The organism is Nakamurella leprariae (assembly GCF_016918035.1).
Taxonomy (GTDB): domain Bacteria; phylum Actinomycetota; class Actinomycetes; order Mycobacteriales; family Nakamurellaceae; genus Nakamurella; species Nakamurella leprariae.
Window position 1 is genome coordinate 311,392 of record NZ_JAERWK010000008.1, and the last position, 25,710, is coordinate 337,101.

General features: G+C 72.7%; 19 protein-coding genes and 2 pseudogenes. 9 read left to right on the top strand and 12 right to left on the bottom strand.

Features of this window, described 5'->3' with window-relative positions; genetic code table 11:
• Positions 1-27: 27 nt before the first annotated feature.
• The 7 genes and pseudogenes from JL106_RS06750 to JL106_RS06775 all read left to right on the top strand — a co-directional run bounded on the left by JL106_RS06750 (position 28) and on the right by JL106_RS06775 (position 5,882).
• Positions 28-753 (top strand): hypothetical protein, encoded by a 726-nt coding sequence (locus tag JL106_RS06750; RefSeq protein ID WP_205259913.1) that lies wholly within the window; start codon positions 28-30, stop codon positions 751-753.
• A 142-nt stretch (positions 754-895) separates the two neighbouring features.
• Positions 896-1,933: a hypothetical protein gene (locus JL106_RS06755; protein ID WP_205259914.1), complete on the top strand. Its 1,038-nt coding sequence runs from the start codon at positions 896-898 to the stop codon at positions 1,931-1,933.
• A gap of 69 nt (positions 1,934-2,002) precedes the next feature.
• Positions 2,003-2,630, top strand: a pseudogene (locus JL106_RS20790) (NAD(P)/FAD-dependent oxidoreductase); the annotation flags it as partial.
• 308 nt (positions 2,631-2,938) lie between these two features.
• Positions 2,939-3,838 (top strand): metallophosphoesterase family protein, encoded by a 900-nt coding sequence (locus JL106_RS06765; RefSeq protein WP_205259916.1) that lies wholly within the window; start codon positions 2,939-2,941, stop codon positions 3,836-3,838.
• A 25-nt stretch (positions 3,839-3,863) separates the two neighbouring features.
• Positions 3,864-4,188 (top strand): annotated as a pseudogene (locus JL106_RS22445) (DUF5701 family protein); the annotation flags it as partial.
• A gap of 125 nt (positions 4,189-4,313) precedes the next feature.
• Positions 4,314-4,721: a YciI family protein gene (locus tag JL106_RS06770; protein WP_205259917.1), complete on the top strand. Its 408-nt coding sequence runs from the start codon at positions 4,314-4,316 to the stop codon at positions 4,719-4,721.
• Between the two features lie 21 nt (positions 4,722-4,742).
• Positions 4,743-5,882, top strand: coding sequence for an RNA polymerase sigma factor (locus JL106_RS06775; protein ID WP_328841602.1), 1,140 nt, complete (start codon positions 4,743-4,745; stop codon positions 5,880-5,882).
• Between the two features lie 340 nt (positions 5,883-6,222).
• Here JL106_RS06775 and JL106_RS06780 read toward each other — a convergent pair whose 3' ends face one another.
• From JL106_RS06780 to JL106_RS06815, 8 genes are all read right to left on the bottom strand, one after another.
• The gene (locus tag JL106_RS06780; protein WP_205259919.1) at positions 6,223-6,876 is read right to left on the bottom strand and encodes a prepilin peptidase; all 654 of its coding nucleotides are present in this window, start codon (positions 6,874-6,876) and stop codon (positions 6,223-6,225) included.
• Positions 6,877-6,992: 116 nt separating this feature from the next.
• Complete coding sequence (locus JL106_RS06785; RefSeq protein WP_205259920.1) at positions 6,993-7,856, bottom strand: shikimate dehydrogenase; 864 nt, start codon at positions 7,854-7,856, stop codon at positions 6,993-6,995.
• A gap of 7 nt (positions 7,857-7,863) precedes the next feature.
• Positions 7,864-9,279: an endolytic transglycosylase MltG gene (gene mltG / locus JL106_RS06790; RefSeq protein WP_205259921.1), complete on the bottom strand. Its 1,416-nt coding sequence runs from the start codon at positions 9,277-9,279 to the stop codon at positions 7,864-7,866.
• On the bottom strand, positions 9,276-9,872 hold the full coding sequence (gene ruvX, locus JL106_RS06795) for a Holliday junction resolvase RuvX (RefSeq protein ID WP_205260075.1): 597 nt from the start codon (positions 9,870-9,872) through the stop codon (positions 9,276-9,278). Before ruvX ends, mltG begins: the two co-directional genes overlap by 4 nt.
• Before the next feature lie 8 nt (positions 9,873-9,880).
• Positions 9,881-12,556, bottom strand: a complete 2,676-nt coding sequence (gene alaS / locus JL106_RS06800) for an alanine--tRNA ligase (protein ID WP_205259922.1) — start codon at positions 12,554-12,556, stop codon at positions 9,881-9,883.
• Positions 12,557-12,625: 69 nt separating this feature from the next.
• Positions 12,626-13,000, bottom strand: coding sequence for a hypothetical protein (locus JL106_RS06805; RefSeq protein WP_205259923.1), 375 nt, complete (start codon positions 12,998-13,000; stop codon positions 12,626-12,628).
• 250 nt (positions 13,001-13,250) lie between these two features.
• Positions 13,251-14,582: a replication-associated recombination protein A gene (locus tag JL106_RS06810; protein WP_205260076.1), complete on the bottom strand. Its 1,332-nt coding sequence runs from the start codon at positions 14,580-14,582 to the stop codon at positions 13,251-13,253.
• Between the two features lie 192 nt (positions 14,583-14,774).
• Positions 14,775-16,214 (bottom strand): dihydroorotase, encoded by a 1,440-nt coding sequence (locus JL106_RS06815; RefSeq protein WP_205259924.1) that lies wholly within the window; start codon positions 16,212-16,214, stop codon positions 14,775-14,777.
• Positions 16,215-16,605: 391 nt separating this feature from the next.
• Here JL106_RS06815 and JL106_RS06820 point away from each other — a divergent pair, with 391 nt between their 5' ends.
• Positions 16,606-18,009: an MFS transporter gene (locus JL106_RS06820; protein WP_205259925.1), complete on the top strand. Its 1,404-nt coding sequence runs from the start codon at positions 16,606-16,608 to the stop codon at positions 18,007-18,009.
• Positions 18,010-18,225: 216 nt separating this feature from the next.
• Positions 18,226-18,621: a periplasmic substrate-binding domain-containing protein gene (locus JL106_RS06825; protein WP_205259926.1), complete on the top strand. Its 396-nt coding sequence runs from the start codon at positions 18,226-18,228 to the stop codon at positions 18,619-18,621.
• An 887-nt stretch (positions 18,622-19,508) separates the two neighbouring features.
• On the opposite strand, the gene JL106_RS06830 is transcribed toward JL106_RS06825, so the two are convergent.
• The 4 genes from JL106_RS06830 to JL106_RS06845 all read right to left on the bottom strand — a co-directional run bounded on the left by JL106_RS06830 (position 19,509) and on the right by JL106_RS06845 (position 25,464).
• The gene (locus JL106_RS06830; RefSeq protein ID WP_205259927.1) at positions 19,509-20,624 is read right to left on the bottom strand and encodes an ABC transporter substrate-binding protein; all 1,116 of its coding nucleotides are present in this window, start codon (positions 20,622-20,624) and stop codon (positions 19,509-19,511) included.
• Between the two features lie 179 nt (positions 20,625-20,803).
• Positions 20,804-21,919, bottom strand: a complete 1,116-nt coding sequence (locus JL106_RS06835) for an ABC transporter ATP-binding protein (protein WP_205259928.1) — start codon at positions 21,917-21,919, stop codon at positions 20,804-20,806.
• 66 nt (positions 21,920-21,985) lie between these two features.
• A complete protein-coding gene (locus tag JL106_RS06840; protein ID WP_205259929.1) occupies positions 21,986-23,815 on the bottom strand; it encodes an ABC transporter permease in 1,830 nt (609 codons plus the stop codon).
• Positions 23,816-24,156: 341 nt separating this feature from the next.
• Positions 24,157-25,464: an NtaA/DmoA family FMN-dependent monooxygenase gene (locus JL106_RS06845; protein WP_205259930.1), complete on the bottom strand. Its 1,308-nt coding sequence runs from the start codon at positions 25,462-25,464 to the stop codon at positions 24,157-24,159.
• Between the last annotated feature and the right edge of the window lie 246 nt (positions 25,465-25,710).

A 25,710-nucleotide genomic window follows, 5' to 3' on the forward strand; every position in this document is an offset into this window, starting at 1 on the left:
ACGGCCCGGTGCCTACCATCGACGCCCGTGACCAGCGAGCCGACTCCGACCGAGCCCACGGCGACCGAACCCACGGCGACCGAACCCACGGCGACCGAACCCACGGCACCGGTGGCCACCGGCGCCGTCGTCATCCTCGACCACGACCTGCTCACCGCCGGCGACCTGGAGATGCAGGCGTACGCCCGGCACCTGGCCGACGGCCTCCCGGTGGACGTCCAGGTGCACGTGGTGGGCGGCATGCGCGGCGTGCTGGAGTCCCGCCGCGAGCTGATGCCCGCGCAGGTGGACCTGGCGGCGGCCCAGTCCGGCCGGGCCGTCGTCGATGCGCTGGCTGCTACGGCCGGGGTGCCCGAGGACCGTCGTCCCGCGGCGCGGGCGAGCGCGCTCCGCGACCTGGCCGCGTCGTCGTTCGTCCTCGATCGGGCCGACGGCCTGGACGAAGTGCTCGCCGCGGTCGGCGACGCCCCCGTGCTGCTGGTGATCGACTCCGCCGAGCGAGGACCGGTCGCGGAGGTGCTCGGCGCCCTCCGGCTCACCGGTCGCATCGAGCTGGTCGCCGGGCACCGGCCCACCCCGAGCGACCTGGTGATCGCCGCGGCCTGGACCAGGGAGCTGGCCGAGGCCACCGCGGCGGGCGCCACCACGGTCGTGGTCGATCGGTTCGGACGGGAACTCGGGGTCCCGACCGCCCACGTGGCCGGGCTGAGCCGCGTGCTCCCGGTCGCTGCGGAGTGGCGCGACCGGCTCTGACGAGCAGGTTCACCGGAACGTGCGCGTCCGGCCCCGGCCGACGCTGCAAGGATGCCGGTGATCGACTCGAGAGGAGCACCTGGTGCAGCGGAGGACCGGACGGCCGGAGTGGACTCGGCGTTGGGGCCGGCGACCGAGGGCCGTGGTGGCCGCACTGGCGCTGGCGGCGACGGCGACGGCGTGCGCGACCACCCCGGGCCAGGCGGTGCTCGCCTCCCCCGGCTGGGGCGCGGAGTCGACCGAGACCAGCCGGACGACTCCGACCACGTCGACCCGGAGCACTCCCACGACGAGCAGCACCACGACGAGCACCCCGACGAGCACGACGGCCGGATTCGCCGACGACGCAGTGACCGTCGCGTTCGACGAGACGATCCAGTGGACCGATGGGCTGTCCGTGTCGGTGACCGCGCCAGCGGCGTACACCCCGAGCGACTCCGCCGTCGGCAGTGAGGACGCAGCGGCGGCCGTCCGGGTCACCATCAAGGTGGTCAACAACAGTGCGGTGGTCTGGGACCCCGGCTACAGCCGGGTGGTGGCGACCGCGGCCGGCGCGGAACTCGAGGACATCTACGACACCGCCAACGGCATCACCCAGCTTCCCTACACCCAGGTGCTGCCCGGGCACGAGCTCTGGTTCGCGTTCGGCTTCGCGCTGGCCGACACGGACGATGCCGAGGACCTGCAGGTCGCCGTCTCACTGGGCTACGACTACGACGACGGCGTGTTCTCCACCACGGCCACCGGTGGTCCCGACCGCACCGCCCGCGCCGGCGAACCGTCGTCCGAGTACCTCCCGGTGGTGGAAGCGTTCGGCACCCCGTTCGAGTGGGAGAACGGGCTGAGTGTGGCCGTGTCGGCGCCGGCACCGTTCACGCCCACCGAGTCGGCTGTGGGCGATGAAGGTCCCGGCGAGGCAGTCCGGGTCGACGTGACCGTCACCAACGGTTCGCAGGAGGAGTTCGACCCGTACCTGCTGTTCGTCACCGCCCTGAGTGGCAAGCTGGAGGCGACCGAGATCTTCGACGGAGCCGGGGGTCTCGAGAGCACGCCCTACACGGCCGTGGCGCCGGGAGCGACGGTCACGTTCCCGATCGGCTTCAAGGTCGCTGATCCGGCCGACCTCGTGGTGCAGGTCAGTCCCGGGTCGGACTACGAGCCGGCACTGTTCACCGGCTGACCGGGCATCACGTCCGCCGAGCCTGCATCGGCATCCCAGCAGCGTCATCACGGCGATGACGGGAGGAACGGCGCGATCGAGCCGCGGCACACCGTGGTGTCGCTGCGGCGCACCCGTCTGGTCACCGGCGCCGCCGTGTCGATCGACCACACCCGCCGCACCGTCACCGCCGTCGGTCACGACGGGCACACCTTCGAGCTGACCTACGACCGAGCTGACCTCCGACCTCGACCTGGTGACGGTCGGACTGGCGACCCGCACGGCGATGATCGGGAGCGCCATCCCCGGGCTCATCGACGGGGCCATCGGTCTCAAGCACGTCGAGGAGGCGGTGGAGATCCGCGACCGGCTGCTCACCGCGTTCGACCGGGCGGCCATGCCCCCGGCCGGACCGCCGCGTGACCGGCTGCTCACCGTGACATTCGTGGGCGGCGGGTTGGCCGGCGTCGAGGGATTCGCCGAGAGTCTGGCGCTGGCCACCGAACTGCTGCGGTGCTACCCGGAACTCGACGCCGATGAGCTGTCGTTCCACCTGGTCGAGGCGCAGGGTCGCGATCTGCCGGAGGTCACGGATCTCGATGGTCTCCCCCGGCCGACGGGTCGTCGAGCACCTGCGTCGGAGAGGCGCCCACGTGCACCTGGACCTGCAGCTGACCTCGGCAGTCGATGGCACGTGGTGCTGTCCACCGGCGATGATCTCCGCCCGGCGACCGTACGCACCGTCGGTGTGGCTGTGGACGACCAACCAGTCCCCGCGTGCTGCGTGCATGTGCCGGTCCTCCCGGGTGCGTGCGTGGACCACGGACGGCGAGCCAGGTTCCGCGCCCGTCGGTGACCCGCTCGACCGGAGCCGGGAAGAGTCGGAAGTCCCGGCTGCGTCGGCGGATCCGCTCCGGCGATCGCCGGCCGCCGACCCGGCCCGCGGGCCGGCGCCGGTCCCGACCTAGGCTGGCCCGACGCCACCCAGCCGACCGCCGACCACCCTCTGGTGCCCAGGAGGCGCAGTTGACCGACGACCGTGCCGCCGTGCCGCCGACGCCCGACGGCAGTGCCGTCGAGCGCCCGACCCACCGGCTGATCCACCTGTCCGACACGCACCTGACCGAGATCGGGGTCAAGTACAACGGCGTCATCGACGCCGACGCCGCCCTGGCCACCGCAGCCGGTCTGGTCCGCGGTGCGCTGGACGCCGGGGTGACGATCGACGCCGTCATCGCCTCCGGCGATCTCACCGACACCGGCGATCCCGATGCCTACCGCCGGCTGTCCACCGCACTCGGGGACCTGGGCCTGCCGGTGATCTGGGCGGTGGGCAACCACGACGTGCGGGTCACGCTGCACGAGCAGCTGCTCGGCCGCTCCGACACCGAACCGGTGCTGCAGGTGCACCGGATCGGCGGGCTGCGGATCGTGGTGCTGGACTCCACCGTCCCGGGCCGGGGCGACGGTGTGCTGGCCGCCGATCACCTGGCCGCCCTGGGCGACGAGCTGGCCACCCCGGCCGACGACGGCACCGTGGTGGTGCTGCACCACGCGCCGCTGCCGGCGCCGTCGCCGCTGCTGGAGTACTTCGCGCTGCACCGGGCCTCTCGCGCGGCGTTGCGGGACGCGGTGGCCGACACCGATGTCCGGCTGGTCCTGGCCGGCCATCACCACCTGGCCCGCTCCGGCATGCTCCGCCAGGTGCCGGTGGCCGTGGCCGGCTCGGCCGCCATCCGGACCGACCCGCTCGCCCCGCGCGGGACCGAGCGGACCGTCGCCGCCGGATCGCTGAACCTGGTCGAGCTGTTCGCCGACGGCCATGCGGTCTCGGTGATCCCGTTCGACGAGGCCCTCGGCGCCGGCCAGGCGTTCCATCTCGACCAGGCCGGGACGGACGCGGTGATCCGGCGGCACCTGGCCTGAGGTCCGCCGCGGTCGCTGCTGTCGGCTGCACGCCCGGTCCGGACCGGTCCCGTCCACCCGCCTCGCGCCCCTGCTCCGACACCATCTCGACGACTTCGGACCGGTCGACGGCATCACCCTCCCGGACACGCCGCTCTCTGGTGCACGGTGTCGAGCACGGCCAAGACCCGCGCAGCGGGAGCCCGGACGAGGCGCTGCCGGACCTCGTCGGGCGCGGGCGCACCCCGTTGACCATCGGCGAGGGCGTCAGTTGGTTGCCGCAGGCGCCGGAGCAGCTGGAGCCCAGCCACGGCTTCACGACCTGGTGCTGGGCCGGCAACCGGCACACGAGACTGGGCTTCGCCTCGGCGTGGCGGCTCGAGCGTGACGTAGGTCACTGTCGCGATCGTGCGCGACGGTGTCGAGGCACGGATGGCCGCTCCGTCCCCGAGGCGCCAGGCGATCACACTGGTCGCCCAGACCCGAGGAGCATCCGATGGCCAAGTACCTGCTGTTGAAGCACTACCGCGGCGCCCCGGCTCCGGCGAACGACGTTCCGATGGACCGCTGGACGCCCGAGGAGATCTCGGCGCACGTGCAGTACATGAGCGACTTCGCCGCCCGGCTCACCAGCACCGGCGAGTTCGTCGACGGCCAGGCCGTCGCGCCCGAGGGAGCGTGGGTCCGCTCCGACGGTGCCGGCCGGCCTCCGGTCACCGACGGCCCGTTCGCCGAGACCAAGGACCTGATCGCGGGCTGGATGATCATCGACGTCGACGACTGGGACCGCGCCGTCGAGCTCGCCGGCGAGCTGTCCGCCGCGCCCGGCGCCGGCGGCAGACCGATCGACGAATGGCTGGAGGTGCGGCCGTTCCTGGCCCAGCCGACGAACTTCGGGGAGTGACTGCACGCGATGGTCGCCGGCGTGGACGAGTCGCTGCTGCGCAGCCTGATCCCACGCGTGATCGGCGTCCTCGTCCGCCGCGGCATCGACTTCGCGGCGGCCGAGGACGCCGTGCAGGATGCCCTGCTCGAGGCGATCCGGGTCTGGCCCGACGACACGCCGCGGGACCCACCGGCCTGGTTGGTCGCGGTGGCGTGGCGACGGTGGCTGGACACGGTGCGGTCCGACGCTGCACGACGGCGGCGGGAGGACGTCCTCGACGCCGCTCCGATGGCCGAGCCCCCGCCGGACGTCGACGACACCCTGCAGCTGTACTTCCTGTGCGCCCATCCCTCGCTGACCCCGTCGTCGGCGGTGGCGCTGACGCTGCGGGCCGTGGGTGGGTTGACCACCCGGCAGATCGCCCAGGCATACCTGGTGCCCGAGACGACCATGGCCCAGCGGATCAGCCGGGCCAAGCGCACCGTGTCCGCGGTCCGGTTGGACCGACCCGGCGAGATGGCCACGGTGCTGCGGGTGCTGTACCTGGTGTTCAACGAGGGGTACTCAGGTGATGTCGATCTCGCGGCAGAGGCGATCCGGGTGACCCGACAGCTCGCGACTGCGGTCGACCACCCGGAGACGTCCGGCCTGCTCGCGCTGATGCTGCTGCACCAGGCCCGCCGGGCGGCGCGCACGGCGCCCGACGGTAGCCTGGTGCCGCTGCCTGAGCAGGACCGCAGCCGCTGGGACACCACCGCCATCGCCGAGGGTGTCCAGATCCTGCAGGCGGCGCTCGCCCGGGACCGGCTGGGCGAGTACCAGGCCCAGGCCGCGATCGCGGCGCTGCACGCCGACGCGCTGACGGCGGCCGAGACCGACTGGGTGCAGATCGTCGAGTGGTACGACGAGCTGGTTCGCCTGACCGACAGCCCGGTCGTCCGGCTCAACCGGGCCGTCGCGGTCGGTGAGGCCGACGGCGCTCGCGCCGGCCTGGCCGCGCTGGCCGAGCTCGATCCGGCCCTGCCCCGGTGGACCGCGGTGGCCGCGTACCTGCACGAGCGGGACGGCGACCCGGCGACCGCCGCCCGGCTGTACGTCGAGGCGGCCGCCGCGGCGCCGGATCTGGCCGAGCGGGACCACCTGACCCGGCAGGCCGCCCGGCTGCACCGGCGGGGGTAGCTCGCCGTCACCCGTGACGCGGCGAGCACCGGAGCGCCACGGCACACCTGCCGGGGCGGAGGTGGTGGAACCTGAGGCGCGGCCCGCGCAACCGGGGCGCAGACGCGGCCCGCCCGCCGCCACCGCGCCCCTGATCTCCTTCCGCGCCCCGGATCCGCGGCGCAACCGCACACTCACGGCGCCGACCCGACCCCCACTTGCCCAGCCGCGCCCCACTTGCCCAGCCGCGCCCCACTTGCCCAGCCGCGCCCCACTTGCCCAGCCGCGCCCCACTTGCCCAGCCGCGCCCCACTTGCCCAGCCGCGCCCCACTTGCCCAGCCGCGCCCCGGTCCCGCCCGGTCAGACCACCGCCGTGCTGAGCGCCGGGAAGGCCAGCACCAGCCAGGTCCCGGCCAGCAGCCAGGGCCCGAAGGCGATGGCCGAGCCCATCCGCCACCGGCGCAGCAGCACGCCGCCCACGGCGACGGCCGCGCCGAGCACGAACCCCAGGACCACGCCCAGCAGGGCCGTGCCGGCCGACCAGTACCCGGTGAGCAGGGCCAGCGACGGCATCAGCTTCACGTCACCCAGACCCATGGCCCGCGGCGCCACCCGGGCCAGCAGCCAGAAGGCTCCGGTGATGACCAGTGCGCAGACCACCGCGGTGAGCAGGTCGCCGCTGCCCGGCGCGAGCAGCTCGGTGCCCAGCACGACGACCACCGCGCCGGCTGCGGCCGGCCCGGTGAGCGCATCGGGCAGCCGGTGGTGCAGCAGGTCGACGGTGGCCAGCGCGAGCAGCATCAGGCCGGCGAACGCCACCGCGGGCAGCCGCACCGATCCGGCCGCGGTCAGCAGCGACGCCACGGCCAGGCCGGCGCCGCCGAGCTCGAGCGGCCCCGGCGGCACCACCGCGCCGCGGCGGAGCCGGGCCAGCAGCCGGCGTACCCCCAGTCCGGCCAGCGCCCCGACCGGGACGGCCAGCAGCGCCGGGACCAGGGACGCGTCAGCGGGCACCGCGGGAGGGTGCCACGGGACGGCCCGGTGATCAGCAGTTGTCCACACAGATCGACCGGGCGGCCCGGACGACCGCCCGTCGGGGACGGTCCGTCGTCGGAGGGAAGGCCGGTCCGTCAGCCGATCGGCAACGGCAGGTCACTGCCCGACGCGCCGCGCAGCCCGTCGCGCATGGCGGCGGCCGGCGCCGGCACGTCGGTGATCAGCTCGAACTGCCGCAGTCCCTGGTGCAGCAGCATGTCCAACCCGGTGACCGTGACGCGCCCCGGTTCGCCGGCGGCGGCCAGCGCGGTCGGCCACGGGTGGTAGACGACGTCGAGCAGCACCGGCACCCCGGCCAGCAACGCGGCCAGGTGATCGGCCGTCCCGGCCGGCACCGTGGACACCACCAGGGTGGCGTTGCGGGCGGCGTCGTCCAGGTCGGCCTCGGTCCAGCCGACCGTGGTGACCGGCAATCCCAACGTGCGAGCCAGCTCCGCGGAGGCGGCCACGCTGCTCGGCCGGCGGCCGGCCAGCGTCACCTCACGCGACTGCAGTTCGGCCAACGCGGCCAGTACGGCCGCCGCGGTCCCCCCGCCCCCGAGGACCAGCACCCGTTCGACCGGACCCGACCCGCCGACGCCGGCGGCCCGGAGCGAGCCGATGACGCCGTCGACATCGGTGTTCTCGGCGAACCAGCCGCCGTCCAGCCGGCGCAGCAGGGTGTTGGCCACCCCGAGCACCTCGACCCGGTGGCTGCGGCCGGACGCCACGGCGGCGGCGGCCGCCTTGCCCGGCATCGTCACCGACAGACCGGCCCACTCCCGGCCCAGCCCAGCGACCAGCGCGGGCAGCGCCTCGGCCGTGCACTCGATCGCGTCGTACCGCCAGTCCACCAGCCCGGCGGCCTCGTACCCGGCGCGGTGCATGGCCGGTGAGAGCGAGTGCGCGATCGGCGATCCCAGCACGGCGGCCCGGCGTGGTTCTCCCGCCCGGCTCACCGGCGGCTCAGCCGAAGACACCGTTGGCCCTGGCCCGTTCCACGCACGCCTCGTGCTCCTGCACCGTCACGCTGAAGCACGAGGCTCCCGTCTCGTCGATCTTCACGAAGAACAGCCAGGGCCCGGGCAGCGGGTCCATGGCCGCGGCCAGCGCGTCCGGCCCCGGCGACGAGATCGGCGTCGGTGGCAGGCCGTCGGCCCAGTAGGTGTTCCACGGGCTGGGGTTGGCCCGGTCGGCCGCCGAGGTGGCGATCTGCGCCCGGTCCAGCGCGTAGTTCACCGTCGAGTCCATCTCCAGCTTCATCGGCACGGCCAGCCGGTTGACGATCACCCGTGCCACTTCGGGCATGTCGGCGACGATGCCCTCCCGCTCGACCACCGAGGCCATCACGACCAGGTCGTACGGGGTGGTGCCGAGGGCGGCCGCGCGGTCCGCGAGATCGGTGCCGTACCAGCCCGCCTGCGATCCGCTGATCACCGACCGCAGCGCCTCCAGAGCCGTGGATCCGGGCGCGATGTTGTAGTCACCGGGCAGGATCAACCCCTCCAGGCGCCGGGCCGGGTCGGGTGAGGTCTGCACGGCCTCAACCGCCCAGGACGGCACCCCGAGTTCGACCGGGTCCGCGGTGCGGGCGACCTCCCACAGCTCGTCGGTGGTGAAGCAGTCGGCCGGATCGGCCCCGTCCAGCTGGACGCACGCCGCCGCGGTGATCTGGCTGATGTAGCCGGCCACCGGGTCGGCGCCGGGCACCGTGACGTCGGCCAGCTGCCGACCGGGGACCAGCCGGACCTCGCCGACCCGGTTGTCCGCGGCGACCAGGTCGTCCGCCGCGGCCTGGGCGGACGCGTGCTGCCGGACCTTGTAGTAGCCCGGCTGCAGCGCCTTGACGTCGGCGTCGGTGCCGGCCACGGCCAGGAACGCGTCCGGGCTGGCCACCACCTGGGCCGCGGTGAGGGTGTCGGCGATGTCGGTCAGGCCGTCGCCGCCCTGCACCCGGACCACCGTCCAGGTGTCGCCGGTGCCGGCCCAGTCGGCCGTGCTGGTGGCGTCGTCCCGCCAGATCCGGAACCCGACGAACAGCCCGGCGACGATGGTCACCAGCACCAGGACGGCGATGACGGTCGACCGGGACCGCGACCGCCGGCGCCGGGTCGCCGCGGTGGCACCGCCCAGCGCCAGCACCGGATGCGGGTCGTCCGCGTGCGGATCACCGTGCGGGTCGTGATGCGGTTCCTGGTGCGGGTCGGCGTCCGAGTCGCGGGACGCGTCGGTCCGCGACTCGGGGTGCGGGTCCTGGTGCCCGTCCCCGGGCCGTGGCGGGGCGCCGGCGCCGCCCTGGGCGTGGCTGCCGGCCAGCACGGCCCGGAGACGCTCCAGGTCCATCTCCCTGTCGTGCCTCGGGGTGGGACGGTCGCCGGTCATCGCGGGTCCTCCCCCACGAACCCCGAACCGGGGTCGGCACCGGCGTCACGGTCCAGCGCGGCGAGCGTGTCCAGCCGCTGCTGCAGGATCTGGACGGCCGCCTGCTGGTCGATGACCGGTCGGCGGGCCTTGCTGGACAGGCCGCGCTCGGCGAGCACCCGGTTCGCGGTGACGCTGGTGAACCGTTCGTCCACGTACACGACCGGGACCGGGGCCGGCCGGGTCGCCAGCCGACGCACCAGCGCGGCGCCCCAGCCGCGGGCGGCGCCCACCGCCCGGCCGTTGGCACCGGCCAGGGTCCGCGGCAGTCCGACCGCCACTTCCACCACCTCGTGTTCGTCGACCAGCGCGACCACGGCGTCCAGATCGGCGCCCCCGGATCGGTCACGGGGCAACGTCGTCACCGGCACGGCGACCGTCCCGTTCGGGTCACTCCGGGCCACGCCCACCCGAACGCTACCCACGTCGACGCCGAGCCGGACCCCGCGACGCGCCGCCGGCGGCGCCGCCGGGACCGGTTGCGGGGCCGCCGCCCCGGTGGGAGCGCCGGTCGGGGCGGGGGGGTCCGGGGGGACGCCGTCCGAGGCGTCCATCGGGTCGGTCACGACGCCCGGGCGGCCAGATCGTCCCGGAGGGCGGTGATGGCCGCGGGCACCCCGGAGGCGTCCGTGCCACCGCCCTGGGCCAGGTCGGGCTTGCCGCCGCCGCGACCGCCGACCGCGGGGGCGAACGCCTTGACCAGGTCACCGGCCCTGACGCCGACCTGCACCGCGGGCGGGCTGACGGCCACGACGAACGACACCGCGCTGCCCTCGCCCGGGGCGAACAGGGCCACCACGGCGGGCCGGTCCTGCATCCGGCCGCGGAGCTCGGTGGCCAGCGTGCGGACGTCGTTCGCGCCGGTGCCGGCGGGCAGGGCGGCCGCGACCAGCGAGACACCGCCGACGACCTGCGCGTCGTCGACCAGCCGCCCGGAGGCGGCGGCCAGCTGGGCGGTGCGCAGCGACGCGAGCTCCTTCTCGGCCGACCGCAGCCGCTCGGTGAGCGCCTCGACCCGGCCGGGCAGCTCGGCCGGCTGCACCTTGAGCAGGCCGGCCAGCTGGGAGACCAGGGTGCGCTCGGCGGCCAGTCGGTGGAACGCCTCGATGCCGACGGCGGCCTCCAACCGGCGCAGGCCTGAGCCGACCGACGACTCGGCGGTCAGCGCGATCGGGCCGATCTGGCTGGAGTGCTCGACGTGGGTGCCACCGCACAGCTCGACCGACCAGGGGCCGCCGATCTCCACGATGCGGACGATGTCGTCGTAGGTCTCGCCGAACAGCGCGATGGCCCCCATGGCCTGCGCCTCCTGCTGGGTGCCGTACATCACCCGCACGCCGAGGTCGGCCCGGACCGCACGGTTGGCCGCCTCCTCCAGCTCGGCGCGCTGGTCCGGGGTGAGCGCCGCGTCCCAGGCGAAATCCAGCCGCAGGTAGCCGGGCTTGTTGTAGGAGCCGGACTGCAACGCCTGCGGACCGAGCACCTGCCGCAGGGCCGCGTGCACCACGTGGGTGCCGGAGTGGGCCTGCCGGGCACCGAGCCGCCACTCCGGGTCGACCGTGGCCAGCACCGAGGAGCCGGCCACGAGTTCGCCGTCGGTGACCCGCACCTTGTGCACGATGAGCTTGCGGTCGACCTTCTGCACGTCGATGACCTCGCCGCGCCCGGTGGCGGCCTCGATCCAGCCGGCGTCGGAGTCCTGGCCGCCGGACTCGGCGTAGAGCGGGGTGCGGTCGAGCACGATCTCGACGATCTGGCCCTCGCCGGCCCGGTCGGCCAGGTTGCCGTCCACGACGATGCCGCGGACGGTGCCCTCGGTCTGCAGCTCGGAGTAGCCGGTGAACTCCGGCACGCCCTGATCGAGCAGGCCGCGGTACACGGACAGGTCGGCGAACCCGCCCTTGCGCGCCTTGGCGTCAGCCCGGGCGCGATCCTTCTGCTCCTGCATGAGCCGCTCGAACTCGCCGACGTCGACGGTCAGCCCGGCCTCGGCGGCCATCTCCAGGGTCAGGTCGATCGGGAAGCCCTGGGTGTCGTGCAGGGTGAACGCGGTGCTGCCGGGCAGCACCGTCGTCTCCTCGGCGCGCAGCTCGTCCCGCGCGACCTCGAACAGCTTGGAGCCCGAGGCGATGGTGCGCAGGAAGGCCTGCTCCTCGGTGCGGGCGATCCGCTCGATCCGCTCGAAGTCGCTGGTCAGCTCCGGGTACGACTCGCTCATCAGGTCGCGGACGCCTGCGACCAGCGTCGGCATCACCGGGTCGGTGACGCCCAGCAGCCGGGCGGCGCGGACGGCCCGGCGGATGAGCCGGCGCAGCACGTAGCCGCGGCCCTCGTTGCCCGGGGTGACGCCGTCGGCGATGAGCATGGTGCCGCTGCGGGCGTGGTCGGCGATCACCCGGAAGCGGACGTCGGAGGTGTGCTCGGCGCCGTACCGCACGCCGGACAGCCGCTCCATCGTCGCGATGATCGGTCGCAGCAGGTCGGTCTCGTAGACGTTGTCGACGCCCTGCAGCAGGAACGCGAGCCGCTCGACGCCCAGACCGGTGTCGATGTTCTGCTGCGGAAGCGGTCCGAGGATGGGGAAGTCCCCCTTCCCCGCACCGTCGGACTCGCCGCGCACGTCCTGCATGAAGACCAGGTTCCAGATCTCCAGGTACCGGTCCTCGTCGGCCACCGGGCCGCCCTCGACGCCGTACTCCGGGCCGCGGTCGTAGTAGATCTCCGAGCACGGGCCGCACGGGCCGGGCACGCCCATGGACCAGAAGTTGTCGTCCATCCCGCGCCGCTGGATCCGCTCCGCGGGCAGGCCCGCGATCTCCTGCCACAGCCGGATGGCCTCGTCGTCGGACTGGTACACGGTGACCCAGAGCCGCTCGGGGTCGAGGGCGAAGCCCCCCTCGTCCAGCGGCGCGGTCAGCAGCGTCCAGGCGTGCTCGATGGCGCCGGCCTTGAAGTAGTCGCCGAACGAGAAGTTGCCGGCCATCTGGAAGAACGTGTTGTGTCGGGTGGTGACGCCGACGTTGTCGATGTCACCGGTGCGGACGCACTTCTGCACGCTGGTCGCCCGCGGGTACGGCGGCGTGCTCTGGCCGAGGAAGTAGGGCTTGAACGGCGCCATGCCGGCGATGGTGAAGAGCACCGTGGCGTCCTGGCTGATCAACGACGCCGAGGGCACGACGGTGTGTCCGGCCCGTTCGAAGTGGTCCAGGAAGCGGCGCCGGATCTCATGAGTCTGCACGGGGAGGGGTTCTCCAGGGGTGGGGTCGCGACGGGGGCCGCGAGGTCGGGAGGCGGAGGCGGACCCGGCTCAGGCGGTGCGGCGGGCCTGTCGGCGGGCGGCCCGCTGCTCGGCGGGGGTCGACGGGCGCGCCGGCGGCACCGCCTCGGGCACCGGGTCCGGTCCGGCCAGCTCGGGGCCGACCATGACCACGGCGCCGGTGTGGTTGTCGATCATGGGGCGGTAGCTGGCCTGGCGGTTGACCGCCCCCTGTCGCACGTCGGCCGCGAACGAGCCGACGGCGTTGCCCAGCTCGGCGATGGCGTCCGCGACGTCGGCGGCGATCGCCGACGGTGTCAGCTTGGCCGCCATGGCCTGCCGCGCGGCCTCCTTGGCCCGCCGGGTCCGTCGCATCGACAGCGCACCACACGCGACGCCGGCCGCGAACCAGTAGCTCCGCTTCACCCGCCGTGTCCCCTTCCCCGTCCGGCCGGACGGGGATCCGACGGCCGCCCCGCCTGCGGGAGGCGGTGCGGGACCGAGCGGCAGGTCCCCGACCAGCATCGATGTCGCGCCCCCGGACTCCGGCGGGGTTCCGATCGAGTCGGACGATCGCCGTCGCCGGGCGCAGGGGTGAGGGTACCCGGCGGACCGGCGACCAGTGGCTGGTCGGCAGGGCACGCGGCCGGTCCCCACCGGCCGGCGGGCCGGACGGTCAGCCCTCGGTCCCGAGTCCGCTGGAGCCGTTCGGCGGTGTTCCGCGCACCGCGCTGCGCAGCTTCGGCAACCGCTCGGCGACCGCGCGCTCGGCCCCCCGCGGCACCGGTCGGTAGTAGTCGCGCCCGACGAGAGCATCCGGCGGGTACTGCTGGGCGGCCAGGGCGTCGGGCCGGTCGTGCGGGTACACGTACCGCTGGGCGTTGCCCAGCTTCGCGGCACCCGGGTAGTGCCCGTCCCGCAGGTGCGGCGGCACGCTGCCGGCCAGCCCGGCCCGCACGTCGGCCATGGCCGCGTCGATGGCCATGACGACCGCGTTCGACTTGGGCGCGGTGGCCAGGTGGATGGTGGCCTGGGCCAGCCCGATCCGCGCCTCCGGCAGCCCGACGAGCTGCACGACCTGGGCCGCGGCCACCGCCACGGGCAGTGCGGTCGGGTCGGCCATCCCGATGTCCTCGCTGGCGTGCACCATCAGCCGGCGCGCGATGAAGCGTGGGTCCTCCCCCGCCTCGATCATCCGGGCCAGATAGTGCAGCGCGGCGTCGACGTCGCTGCCCCGGATCGACTTGATGAACGCACTGATCACGTCGTAGTGCTGGTCGCCGTCCCGGTCGTAGCGGACGGCGGCCCGGTCCACCGCGGCCTCCACCGCCGGCAGGTCGACCTCGGGGACCGCCGCCCCGGCCTCGTCGGCTGCCGGTTCTGGTGTCGAGGCCGCCGCCAGCACCGAGTCGGCCGCGGCCTCCAGCGCGGTGAGCGACCGACGGGCGTCGCCGCCGGCCAGGGCGACCAGGTGGGCCTTGGCCTCGTCGGCCAGGGTGACCCGGCCGGCCAGCCCGCGCGGGTCGGTGACCGCCCGGTCCAGCACCTCGGCGATCTCGGCGTCGGTGAGCGGCTGCAACTGCAGGACCAGCGAGCGTGACAGCAGCGGCGAGACGATGGAGAAGAAGGGGTTCTCGGTGGTGGCCGCGACCAGCACCACGGTGCGGTCCTCCACCGCCCCGAGCAGCGAGTCCTGCTGGGTCTTGGAGAACCGGTGGACCTCGTCGATGAACAGCACCGTCTGCTCGCCGGAGGTGCGCAGCTCGCGGCGGGCCGCCTCCAGGACGGCGCGGACCTCCTTGACCCCGGCCGACACCGCCGACAGCTGGGCGAAGCGGCGGCCGGTCGACCCGGCGACCAGGGTGGCCAGCGTCGTCTTGCCGGTGCCGGGCGGGCCGTAGAGGACCAGCGACGAGGGCGCGCCGCCCTCGACCAACCGGCGCAACGGCGACCCCGGCCCGAGCAGATGCTGCTGCCCGGCCACCTCGTCCAGCGACCGCGGCCGCATCCGGGCGGCCAGCGGCTCGCGAGGATCGACCGGCCGGGTCGGCGACCACGCCGCCGCACCGACCGGTCCGTCCACGGCCGTCCGCCCGCCCCGGGCGGGCGCCGGGTCGGAGAACAGGCCGGGTTCGGGGTCGGTCACCGGGGCAGGCTACCCAGCGGGGCGGACCGTCCTCAGGTGATCCGACGTCTCCGATCAGCGCGCCCCCGCGCCGGCCAGCACCGTGCCGTCCCCCGCTCGGGACCGCAACTCGCCGTCGAACACGATGCGGCCGCGGGCCAGCACCAGGTCGATGGCCCCGGTGACGGTGAAGCCCTCGTACGGCGTCCACCCGGCGTTCGACTGCATGTCGGCCACGTCGACGGTCCAGCTGCGCGTCGGATCGAAGGCCACGATGTCCGCGTCGTACCCGGGGGCGATCGCCCCCTTGCGGTCCTGCAGTCCGTAGCGACGGGCTGGATTGATCGTCATCGCGGCGATCGCCGCGTCGAACGCGGCCGGCGACCGGCGGAACGCCTCGGCCAGCACCAGCGGGTAGATGGTCTGCACCCCCGGGGCGCCCGAGTGGTTGTCGAACACGTTGCGGTGCCGCTTGAACGCTTTGGGCCACGGCGCGTGGTCCGAGCTGATCACATCGACCTGCCCGGCCTCCAGCCGCTGCCACAGCCCCTCCCGCGCGGCGGCGGTGCGCAAGGGCGGGTTGATCTTCAGCTGGGTGCCCTGGCGAACCATGTCCTGCTCGTCGAGCAGCAGGTAGTGCGGGCAGGTCTCCATGGTGACGTCGGCCCCCTCGGCCGCCCACCGGTTCACCAGGTCGACCGACCGCGGCAGGCTGGTGTGGCACAGGTGCACCGGCGCACCCGCGGACCGAGCGATCTCCAGAGCGGTCAGCACCCCCAGGGTCTCGGCCACCGGCGGTCGACTGCGCATGTGGGCCAACGGGTCATCGCCCTCGTCCCGCAGCTGGCCGAGCAGGTGGCGGATGATCTCATCGTTCTCGGCGTGCACGCACACCGTGGCCCGGTTGGCCGCCGCGGCGGTGAACACCTCCAGCAGGTCCCCGTCCGGGACCCGGGGGAAGCGGAACGAGTCGGTGTTGAACAGCGAGACCTTGAAGCCGGCGGCGCCGGCCGCCACCATGGCGTCCATCTCGCGCCAGCCCCCGGCGGGCAGCGCGGTCCCCAGCATCGCCATGTCGACGTGCGCCTCACGCTCGGCGAGTTCCCGCTTGACCAACCACTTCTCCCGGTCGGCGATCGGACCGGTGCCGTCGTAGGGCATCTCGACGATCGTCGTCACCCCTCCCGCGGCGGCGGCCCGCGTCGCGGCCGCGATGCCCTCGCCGCCGTGGCTCAGGCAGTGCACGTGAGCGTCGACCATGCCGGGCACCAGGTAGGCCTGTCCGGCGTCGGTCAGCCGGTCCACCGGAACCGCCCCGGGTTCGGCGACGGCCAGGATCCGGCCGCCGGAGATGAGCACGTCGCTCAACCGCCAGCTGCCGTCCGGCCGACGCGCCCGGCCGCGGACGGCGTGCGACACGGGAGCCATCGCGACCGGCGCCACCGGAACCCCGCTCTCCACGTCGTCGGACGGTCCGTCAGCGGCTGGATCGGCGGTCGGCAGTTGCACAGTCATGAACACATCCCGGGCGAGTTGGAACGGAGCGGAGCGAGCATGGGGCGGACCACCGGCGATCGACCGGTGCCGCGCGTCCGGGCAGTGCCGTCGGCGATCGACGAGCACCGGGCCCGCTGGTCATTCAAGGCCGAGAGACCCCGATGGGGAACGAGTCCCGCGCAGACGGAAACGCAACGTTGACACGGTTCCTGCGCAGCGGGAATGACGACGGCGGTCCCGCGCATTCTCGCTTCCTGAGATCGGTGTTACGCCCTTGGAACGGTTCCGGCGCCGCGGGTCGATCCACGCAGTTGCGGTGTTTCGATGACCGACAACGCTCGGACGGCTCCCCCGAACGGGGTCGAGCCGCCTGAGTGACCACCACGCTCCGCTGTCGAGAGAAGGACCGTTGCCCCCGTCCCCCGAGAACCGCCAGACCGCGGCACCGACGCCGCCGGCGCCGCCGGTCGACACCGAGTCGCTCGCCACCGGCGCCGCGCTCTCAGCCACCGGGATCGACGCGCCGCCCGATCCGGATGCCGATCCACCCGGGTGGCAGCTCGACCCGGCCGTCGTCGCGGTCCAGCGCCGCACCGTCCGGCTGCTCATGCTCACCCAGACCTTCGGCTCCTTCGGCATGGGCGCCAGCGCCTCGGTCGGCGTGCTGCTCGTGGAGGACATCGTCGCGGACGAGGCCCTGGCCGGCCTGGCCCGGACGTGCCTGACCCTCGGCGCCGCCGCGCTGGCCATCCCGTTGGCCGCCCTGGCGGTGCGACGAGGGCGGCGCATCTCGCTCGGCCTGGCCTGGGTCATCGGCGCCGTCGGTGCGGCGCTACTCATCCTGGCCGCCCTGACCGACAGCGTCGCCCTGGTCGTCATCGGGATGGCGCTGTTCGGCTCCGGCACCGCCGCCGGTCTGCAGGCCCGCTTCTGCGCCGCCGACCTGGCCGTCCCGGCGCGTCGTGGCCAGACACTGTCCCTGGTGGTCTGGATCGGGACCCTGGGCAGCGTGGTGGGCCCGAACCTGGGCATTCCCGGCGCGTGGGTGTCCAGCATCCTCGGGCTCCCCGAACTGGCCGGCACCTTCGTCATCGCCGCGACGATGCTCGGCCTGGCCGCTCTGGTGACCCTGGTGTTCCTGCGGCCGGATCCGTTGCGCATCGCCCAGTCCCACGTCCACCACCCGGCGGGCACCGGGCAGCCGTCGCACACGCGGTCCTCCCTGCGGCACACCCTGTCGGTGATCTGGGCGCTCCCGACGGCCCGGTTCGCGCTCATCGCCGTCGTGCTGTCGCACACCAGCATGGTCAGCCTGATGACCATGACTCCGGTCCACATGGACCACAGCGGCAGCACCATCACCCTGGTCGGCCTGACCATCAGCATCCACGTCATCGGCATGTTCGCCTTCGCGCCGCTGGTGGGGCGGGCCAGCGACCGGTGGGGCCCGGTCCCGGTCATCGTGGCCGGGCAGATCATGTTCGTGCTCGCCGCCGGTGCAGCGATCGCAGCCGGGCCACACTGGTCGCCCACCGCACTGAGCCTGTTCCTGCTGGGCACCGGCTGGTCGTGCGGCACGGTGCCGGGCTCGGTGATGCTCTCGTCCAGCGTCCCCAGCGAGATCCGCACGCACACCCAAGGTGTCGTCGATGCGTCGATGAACGGTGTGGCCGCCCTGGCGGCCCTGGTGGCCGGTCCGACCTACGCCCTGGTCGGGTTCGCCGGACTCGGGGTCATGGTGCTGGCACTGGCCGCGGTCGTGCTGCTGGCCGCAGTGCGATTCACCGCCGGCCGGCGATCGGCACCCGCCTGAGTCCGGAGTCGGCCGGATCCGGACCGATCGCTCCCTGAGGTCCCCGCCTTCCAACAGAACGGACGACACGCTCATGAGCAGCCGGACGGCCACCGCTCCGGACACCGCCACCGACAGTACCGTCGCTGCATCCGAGCAGCCGCATGGCGTTCCTGCCGTCGAGTTCCGTCTTCAGCGGCCGGTCAACTTGGACGAGCTGCGCAGATGATGCAGCAGATGGCGGGTGAGGCCGGCTTCCGGGTCGAGTCCGACCTGCACCATCCGGCGATGTACTACGACGCCGCCTGGCTCGAGATCCCGCTGGGGCTGACCGGCTGGGCGTCCCGACCAACCGCGTCACAGTTCCTGTCGCTGTTCACCTCGGACGCGGTGTGGAACACCGGGCGCTGGACCAACCGGGAGTTCGACGCCCTGGTCGAGCAGTACGAGTCGACGGTCGATGAGGCCGAGCGCACGGACGTGGCCAACCAGCTGGCCACCCTGGTGCGGGACGAGGTGCCGCAGATCATCGCCTCCTGGCCGCAGGTCGCGATCGCCATGACGAATTCGGTGCACGGCATGCCCGCCGACGCCTCCTCCTACGTCGAGCTGTCCGGCGCCTGGAAGGAATGAGAAGAGCCGCCACCTGGTCTCGCGCCGTGCTGCGCTCTCCGGTGCCGTACTCACTGGTCACCCTGGTGCTGGTGTCGATCGGCATCGTCGTGCTCGCCCAGGTGCTGCCCGGCGACATCGGCCGGACGACCCTGGGGCCGTAGGCATCGCCGGACCAGGTGGCGGCCCTGAACACCGACCTCGGCCTGGACCGACCGGTCTAGGAGCGCTACCTGGAATGGCGCGGTGGCTTCGTCACCGGCCGACTGCAGCGCGTCGCCGGTGCTGGGTGTCCCGGTCGTCGGCGTACTGCTCGACGCGCTGGGCAAGTCGCCGGCTCTGGCCCTGGTCGCCTTCGTGATCAGCGCCCCGGTGGCCCGGTGGAGCTGGGCACCTGGGTCGTTCGGCGGCCGGGCAGCCAGGTGGACCACGCCGTCAACCTGCTCAGCGTCGGCGCCAGACGAACACCGGACATCGTCGGTGGTGTCGTGCTCATCGCGCGCTTCACGGTGAGCACTGCGGATCGTCCCGTCCTGCCGAGCCTGGCGGTGGCGCCGACCGTTGTCGGGTACCTGGTCCGCATCGTCCGGGCCAGGTACCCGCAACGTGGTGGAGTCCGACTCCATCCGCACGGCGCTTCAATTCCCCGAACCCGGAACCCACCACCCCTCAGGAAGCGGTGACCCGATGAACCTCGTGCCCACCGACACCAGTGAGCCGGTGCCGTCGGCCGGTGCCGTCGGCCGGCGCCACCGCATCGGTGCCCCCCAGCGGATGCAGCCGGGACGACCCAGCTCGACCGACTCCCGTCGCTGTCGGCCGACCGGTTCGGTCCTCACCGCCGCGACAACGCCGCCCGGCTCCCGGGGTGGGGAGCCGGGCGGCGCCGGCGGTGCACAGGTTCGGGCTCAGCCGGTGAAGACCTTCTTGAACAGGTCCATGGCCCAGGTGCTGTAGTCGGCGTACTCGGCGAACGGCGGGCTGGGATTCACGGTGATCTCGGACAGCGGCGGCTGACCCGGCACCGCCGGGGCGCCCGGCATCAGGCCCGGCTGCCCCTGCGCGGCGATGAGGGTCTGCGCCTCCGGGGTCAGCCACCAGGACGTCAGCAGGTCCGAGGCGATGGCGTTGGGAGCGTTCTTGACCGTGCCGCGATAGAAGACGCCGTCACTGACGCCGTCCTCGAACTTGGCCACGAACCCGACCGGCAGGTCGTCGACGGCCAGGAACGCCTCGCCGCGGATGTAGTTGCCCAGGCCCAGCGCGATCTGGCCGGTCGAGACCGCCGTGAAGACATCGCGTTCCGACGGCAGGATGACCGGCTCGTTGGCCTTGAACTCGTCCAGCCAGGACTCCTCCAGCTTGCCGTCGTGGATGGCCGCGGCGACGAAGCCGGTGGCTCCGGCCGCCGGATCACCCATGCCGATCCGGCCCTTCCACTTCGGGTCGAGCAGCTCCTCGAAGGAGGTGGGCACCTCGTCGGCGGACACCTCGTCGGTGTTGTAGCTGAGCGTGTACAGGTAGGTGTTCCCACCGAACAGCGTGTCCCCGGCCGGCTTGTACTCCTCGGGCAGGTCGGCCGCCAGCAGCGGCTGTTGCTCGGCCAGGTAGTCGTTGTCGGTCAGGTACACCGCGTCCGCGCCGGACACGCTGACGTTGTCGGCGACGTACTGCCCGGTGGTCTGCTCGCTGGCGACCCGGTTCTGCAGTTCGGCGCCGAAGATGGTGACGTGGTCGACGGTGATCTCCGGGTACCGGGCGCTGAACGCCTCGTACAGCGACGCGGAGCTCGTCGCGGTGACGCCGTAGACGGTGATCGTCGTCTGCCCGGCGTCCACCGCCTGCTGGTACAGACCGTCGAGGAACTCGGCGTTCTCCTGCCCGCCCAGCGCCTCCAGGGCGGCGTCGTCGAAGGTCGCCGTGGCATCGGCCGGGCCGCTGCCGGTGCCCCCGGCCGCCGCGGTCGGCTCGGACGAGCCGCAGGCGGCCATGGCCAGCAGGGCGACGCCGGACAGCGCCAGCACCGCTCGGGTCCTGGCCCGCCGGTGCGGCGATCGGGTGCGCGGTGTTCGGACGAGCGGTGGACGGATCATGAGGGTCTCCAGGGTGGGAACGGACGCGACGCATCGCCGCGTGGGGCCGGCACCCGATCGGGATGCCGGTGCGGTGGACGGGCGGACGCCGGAATCCCGACGCCGCCGGCTCAGGAGGTGAAGACCGCGACCGCCTCCGGCGGCAGGGTCACCGACAGCGAGGCTCCGGGCGGCAGGGTCGGCGCGGCGACGCCGGAGAAGGTGCGGGCCAGCACGTGGGCGCTGCCGACGGCCATCCGGTACTGGACGCCCTCGCCGAGGAACGTCGACTGGACCACCCGCCCGGTCGAAGTGTTCGGTGGCACGTCCCCGGGTGCCCCCGCACCCGCGACCATCACGGCTCCGGCCCGGATGCCCACCGTCACCGCTGCGCCGGCCGGCACGGTCTCGGGGTGCACCGCCGACAGCACCGTCTTCAGCGAGGGCACGTCGACGGCCAGCACACTGCCGCTGCCGGTCCCGGACCGTACGAGCCCGCGGACGGTGCCCTCGAACAGGTTCTCCACCCCGAGGAACCGCGCCACCTCCGCGTTCACCGGGCGGCTCATCACCGCGGCCGGGGTGTCGAGCTGCACCATGATCCCGCCGAGCATCACGGCGATCCGGTCGGACAGCGCGAACGCCTCGGACTGGTCGTGGGTGACGTAGATCGACGTCTGCCCGTCCGAGCGGACCCGCTGGATCTCGTCCCGCATGGAGATGCGCAACTGCGCGTCCAGGTTGGACAACGGCTCGTCGAAGAGCAGCACCTTGGGGTCGGCGACCATGGCCCGCGCCAGTGCCACCCGCTGCTGTTGCCCACCGGACAGCGCGGTGGCCGACCGGCGGGCGGCGTGGACCAGCCCCACGATCTCCAGCGAGTCCAGCACCCGCTGCCGCACCTCGATGACGCCGACGCCCTGACGCCGCAACGGGAAGGCGACGTTGTCGAACACGCTCATGTGCGGCCAGATGGCGTAGCTCTGGAACACCATGCCCAGCGACCGCTTGTTCGGCGGCACCTCGATGCCGTCCGCCACCGACGTGACCACGGTGTCGCCGATCCGGATGGTGCCGCCGTCGGGTGGTTCCAGGCCGGCGATGGCGCGCAGGGTGGTCGTCTTGCCGCACCCGCTGGGGCCGAGCAGCGTGAGGAACTCCCCCTCGCGCACGGTCAGGTCGAGTGCGTCGAGCACGGTGGCGTCGCCGTACCGCTTGGTCAGTTCATGGATGACGATGCCGGACACTGGGTCTCCGTTCGCAGGACTGGGACGGCGCCAGGGCACGGCGCGGGCGGGCACAGGATCCGGGCGTCACTTCAGCGCCGGTTCGCGTTCGGGCAGCTCGTCGGGCGACGGCGGGACCACCGGCAGGAGCGCCCCGGTGACCACCGCCTCGGGCGACTCGAGCCGGATGGCGGTGCGACGGTCGAGCAGCCGGGTCACCAGCCGGCGCCCGAGCACGCTGAGCGCGAACAGCACCAGCACCGTGACCAACAGGACGCAGAAGATGGCGGCCGCCATCGGGGCGGCGCTGTCCACGTAGTACTTGAAGGCCAGACCGGAGATCGTGGTCACCTTGGTGTTGCCCAGCAGCAACGGAATCTCCAGGTTGCCGGCGATGGCCAGGCCGGTGACGAACCAGCCCGAGATGAAGCTCGGCGCGATCAGCGGGATGAGGATGCTGGTGAAGGTCCGCACCGGGCCGGCTCCGCCGATCCGGGCGGCGTCGATCAGCTGGCGGTCGATCTGCAGGATCGAGTTCTCCAGGAACCGGATGGCGATGGGCAGACTGGCGATGACCAGGGCGATCATCATCGCCGTCGCGGTCCCGTAGATCGGATGCAGGGCCGGGATGGCCAGCAACGTCCCGAGCAGGGCCAACGACCCGACCAGACCTGGTGTCGCCCAGGGGATCCAGGTCGGGACCTCCAGGGCGCGCTTCCACCTCGTGGGCCGGACCCGCAGCGCCGCGGTGATGACCGCCCCGATGACGACGGTGACGAAGCCGCCGACGACCATGAAGAGCACGGTGTTGCCGATGGCCGAGACGGTGACCGGGCTGTCCAGCAGTTTGCTGTAGTTGCGCCAGGAGAACGAGTCGTACCGGCCGAACACGGTGTTGAAGGAACTCAGCACCAGTTGCACGGTCGGCAGCACGAACGCCAGCAGCGCGAAGAGCACGATGGCGACGTCGAAGAGCCAGCCGATCCGCGGGAAGGACCATGCCGCCCCCCGCGTCGACTTGCCACCCACGGTGGTGTAGTCCCGGCCGCGCAACAGCCTCATCTGGGCCCAGACCAGGAACGCCAGCAGTGCCACCATGCCCAGGGCCAGGCTGGCTGCCGCCGCGTAGTTGGCGGGGAAGTTCGTGACGTAGCCGTAGATCTCGGTGGAGAACACCCGGATGCCGGCCTGCGTCCCGATGATCTGCGGCGTGTCGAAGGCCTGCAGGCTGCTGATGAAGCCGATGAGCAACGACCCCGCGATGGCCGGGCTCAGCAACGGCAGATAGATCCGGAAGAAACTGCCGGCCCGGCTCGCGCCGAAGACCTCGGCCGCCTCCTCCAGCGAACGGTTCATCGCCATGGACGGGCCGATGAGCAGGAAGTACGAGAACGCCGACAGCTTGATGCTCATCACGAAGATGAGCCCCGGCCAGGAGCTCACCGAGAACACCGACTCGTCGGACCCGGTCAGCGCACTCCAGACCTTGTTGACCAGACCGACGTTGTCCGCGCCGAGCATGGCCCAGCTCAACGCGAAGAACAGCACCGGCGTCGCCAGGATGACGACCATCATCGGCGTGATCAGCCGGCGCAACCGCGTGGTGGTCCGGGTGGCCACGAAGACGAAGAACAGGGCCAGCAGCGTGCCGCCGACGGAGGACCCCACTGCGAAGATCATCGAGTCCATCAGCGGCTTGGCCAGGTCGGATTCGGTGAAGGCCGTGACGATGCCGTCGAGCGTCCACTCGCCCGGCAGGCCGGGCAGGGCGGTGCGGAAGGCCATCACCACCAGCGTCACGAACGGCACCACGAAGGCACCCACGATGCCGACGGTCAGCGCGATCCAGGGCAGGGCCTTGAGCCATGCCCGACCGGACATGATGCGCCGGCCACGGGTCGACGTCGATGCGCTCATGGTGCTCCTGGTGATCCTGGAGGGCGGGACCGAGGCGGGCTGGCGGGCCGTGCGACTCGGCGAACTGGGACGGCCGGTCGGCACGGCCGCCGAGCGGGACGGCCCGCGATCGGTGCGTCGCGGTGAGCGGGCCGACAGCGGCGACGGTGCCGGCCGGATCCTGCTCGGGCCCGACCGTACGCCCGGACCGTTCCGGCCGACAGGTTTGACGACGGAACGTTCCGCGGGGTTAACCTGACTCTCACCATCTGAGAACCGGTTGGCCGGGACCGATGTCGGCGAGGGCCGATGTCAGTACCAGGCACGACGACGACGGCGCGGTCGCGGTCATCGCCATCGGATCAGAACTCCTGCAGGTTCTCCCGGAAGGTGGCGTGTGGGTAGCCCGTCCGGACGACACCGCGACGGCGCAGCTCGGGGATGAGCCGGTCGACGATGCTGGCCATGTACTCCGGCTGGATGTGGGCGCCGAACAGGAATCCGTCACCGCCGACCTCCTGCATGATCTCCTCCATCTGGCCGGCGACGGACTTGACGGTCCCGATCATCGGGAAGCCCATGATGCCCGGACTCGTCTTCGAGGCCAGCACCTCTCGCAGGGTGGCACCCGGCTTCGCGGTCGACAGGAACTCGCGCAGCGAACTCTGCGAGCCGTTCGTGGTGAGCTCCGGCATCGGCGCGTCGATGTCGATCCTGGAGAAGTCGATCCCGGTGATGTTGGAGATGCCGGCCAGCTGGCCGTCCAGATCGGCGGCGCGGTGCCGGGCCCGCGTGTCGGCGGTCGCCTGCGCCTCCGAGTCGGTGTTGCCCAGGATCGCCCCGGTCGCGAACATGACCTTGACGGTGTCGGGGTCCCGGCCCACCGACCTCGCGTGCTCCTTGACGTCCTGGTAGTAGTCCTTCATGTCCTCGACGGACGTGCAGCTGGCGATGATCACCTCGACGTTCTTGGCCGCGAACTGCCGACCGCGCGGCGACCCGCCCGCCTGGAACAGCACCGGCGTGCCCTGCGGACCCGCCGGCGCGTTGAGCGGCCCGCGCGACGAGAAGAACTTGCCTTCGTAGTTGATCGGCTTGACGTCCTTGGCCGTGTAGGCGATGTTGCGCTCCGCGTCGAACACGGCGGCGCTGGCCGGGAACGAGGCCCACAGCTGCTTGGTGATCTCGACGAACTCGTCGGCCAGGTCGTACCGCATGTCGTGCTCGGGCTGCTGCAGACCGTAGTTCGACCAGGCGAGCTGGGTGGTCGCGGTGACGATGTTCCAGCCGATCCGACCCTTGGTCAGGTGGTCGAGGGTGGTCATCAGCCGCGCCAGCAGCCACGGGTGGTAGAAGCCGGTGGTCAGGGTCGGCACGATGCCGATGTGCTTGGTGGCCATGGCCAGGTACGGGACGAGCGGGACGGGGTCCAGCTTCGGCGCCATGATGCCGCGGTTCAGGTAGAACTCGGGATTGCCACCGAACGCCTCCGGGACCATCGACGAGTCCTCGAGGATCATGAAGTCGAATCCGCCCCGTTCGAGCGTGCGGATGGCGTCCTGGAACTGGTCCGGCTGCCAGGGTTCGTACCCGACACCGGACCCCGGCGCGTTCCAGCCGTTCAGACTGAAGCCGGCCCCGTTGAACCAGCCGAGGTGGAAGAGGCTCATGTGCCCAACTGCCTTTCTGAGAATGAATGGGGCCCGGCGGGCGGGTCGGAGCGCTCGGCGCGGCCGGGAATCGGCCGGCACGATCCGGCTCTCGCACGGATCGCGAGCGGTGCGCTGCTGAACGCGCACCTGATGTCCCGGTTCATGCAAACACCCACGCGGCACGCCGGACACCGGTCGGGCCGGAACTGTTCCACAGCGTTAACAGCATTCTCGATCGACGGGAGTGGGTGCACTGCGAACAGG